This is a genomic window from Variovorax sp. P4_D9 (assembly GCF_056401695.1).
Genome location: NZ_JBFUIU010001151.1, coordinates 1 through 2,245 on the forward strand (window position 1 = coordinate 1; position 2,245 = coordinate 2,245).

A 2,245-nucleotide genomic window follows, 5' to 3' on the forward strand; every position below is an offset into this window, starting at 1 on the left:
GGATACCGCCAGGCCCTCGTCGCCGATGATGGGGAAGCCCGCCTTGACGCCCGCGACGCCTTCGATGTCGCCCTTCCACTTCTTGTGCGCATCCACACCGTCGACGGATACGCCGATCACCTTGGTGCCACGCTTGGCCCACTCGTCGGCCAATTGCGCGACCACGCCGAACTCGGTGGTGCACACCGGTGTGAAGTCCTTAGGATGCGAGAAAAGAATCGCCCAACCCGAACCGATCCAGTCGTGGAAAGTAATGGGGCCCTGATCGGTATCCGCAGAAAAGTCGGGGACCGTGTCGTTGATACGCAATGCCATGGCTATGTCCTCCGGGTTGTCTAGAGACTGCAAGTTTGCCAGACTATCGCGGCGGAGCGAATACGCCAAAGAAGCAAGCACCTCGACGGCAGGCTCGCTCGCATCGCCGGACGCGTGTCGCGCCTCGCCGCGACAGGTTTTGAAAGTACCCACACGATGCTGACATCCGACGAAGTCCGAGCCGTCCCGCTGTTCGCGAGCCTGTCCGACGCCGATCTCGACCGCCTGGTGCGCACCTCGGCCGACATCCGGCTCCGTCCCGGCGAGTACGCCGTGCACGAGGGTGGCGAACGGGCGCTGTACGCCGTGCTGTCGGGCAAGTTCGAAGTCGTCAAGCATTTCGACGGCGTCGAGCGCACCCTGGGCTGGCGCTTGCCCGGCACGATCTTCGGCGAAGTGCCGCTGGCCTTCGCCACGCCCTTCCCCGGAGGCTACCGCGCGGCCGAGCCGTCGCGCGTGATGCGGGTCGAGCCGCAGCACTATTTCGCCATCGCCTCGTCGGCGCCCCAGGTCGCCGAAATGCTGGGCGCCCTGGCGCGCGAGCGCATTGGAGGGCTTCAGGGCATCGCGTTGCAGCCGCCCAAGGCACAAGTGAAGATCTACGGCGATCAATGGGACCCCGTTTGCAGCGAGCTGCGCCGCTTCCTGTCGCGCAACCAGATCGTCCACGACTGGCTGTCGCCRGAAACGCCAGAGCTCGCGCGCAGCTGGACCGGACCCGTGSCGGAGGCCACCGAATGCCCGGTGGTGCGCCTGCCCGACGGCACCCGGCTGCGGCAGCCGACGATGCGCGAAGTGGCCGTCCGCCTCGGCTTGCAGACACACCCGCGGCAGGCCGAATACGACACGCTGATCATCGGCGGCGGACCCGCCGGACTGGCGGCGGCGGTGTACGGTGCCAGCGAAGGCCTGCGCACGCTGGTCATCGAGCGCGAGGCGCCGGGGGGCCAGGCCGGCACCTCTTCGCGCATCGAAAACTACCTGGGCTTTCCCAACGGCGTCTCGGGCGACGAGCTCGGCCACCGCGCGCTGCAGCAGGCACGCCGACTGGGCGCGGAAATCGTCGTAACGCGATGCGTCGAAGCCATGGATCCCGCCACACGCGAAATCACCCTCGACGGCGGCGAGCGCGTGCGGGCGCACAGCGTCATCCTGGCCACCGGCGTGTCCTGGCGTCAGCTGGTCATCGACGGATTCGCCCACCTGATCGGCAAGGGGATCTACTACGGCGCCGCGCGCAGCGAGGCCGCGGGAACGCACGGGAAAGACGTGCACCTCATCGGCGCCGGCAACTCCGCCGGGCAGGCCGCGCTGCACTTCGCCAACCATGCGCGGCAGGTGACGCTGCTGGTGCGCGGCGATTCGCTCGAAAAGAGCATGTCCCGCTACCTGACCGAGCAGATCCAGGGCAAGCCCAACATTGCCGTCCGGCTGCATTGCGAAGTACAGGCAGCGCATGGACAGACGCACCTGGAGGCGATCGACCTCATCGATCGCCGGCAGCAGACAGTCACTCGCCACGCCTGCGGCGGCCTGTTCGTGTTCATCGGCGCCGATGCCGACACCGGCTGGCTGCCCGATCAGGTGGCCCGCGACAAGAACGGCTACGTGCTGACCGGCGACGATGTGCTCAAGGCCGGCCGCTGGTCGCACCCGCGCGACCCCTTCCTGCTCGAATCCAGCCTGCCCGGCGTGTTCGCCTGCGGCGACGTCCGGCTGAGAGAGTGAGAGTTTTTCTCCGACCCTCGCGAACTGGCACGGGACTGGCTACAGCCCTGGCATGTCAACACAGGCCACAGACGAGGCGATGAATCAGGACCAGGGACTGTTCGAGGACTTGCCGGCGCCCAGCGCTGCGGATGTGCAGCAAACGCAAGCGCGAGCCAGCACGCGCAGCCACGCAGCGCCGCGCATCCTCGAGCCCAACCGC

Annotated in this window: 2 protein-coding genes; one reads left to right on the top strand and one right to left on the bottom strand. The window is 67.5% G+C overall.

Annotated features, from left to right (window positions below; genetic code table 11):
- On the bottom strand, positions 1-315 hold a 315-nt coding region (locus tag AC1DY5_RS52220), incomplete at its 3' end, for a redoxin domain-containing protein (protein ID WP_478122117.1).
- Between the two features lie 156 nt (positions 316-471).
- On the opposite strand from AC1DY5_RS52220, the gene AC1DY5_RS52225 reads away from it, so the two are divergent.
- Entirely contained in the window at positions 472-2,043 is a 1,572-nt protein-coding gene (locus AC1DY5_RS52225; protein WP_478122118.1) for an FAD-dependent oxidoreductase, read from the top strand.
- The last annotated feature ends 202 nt before the right edge of the window (positions 2,044-2,245 follow it).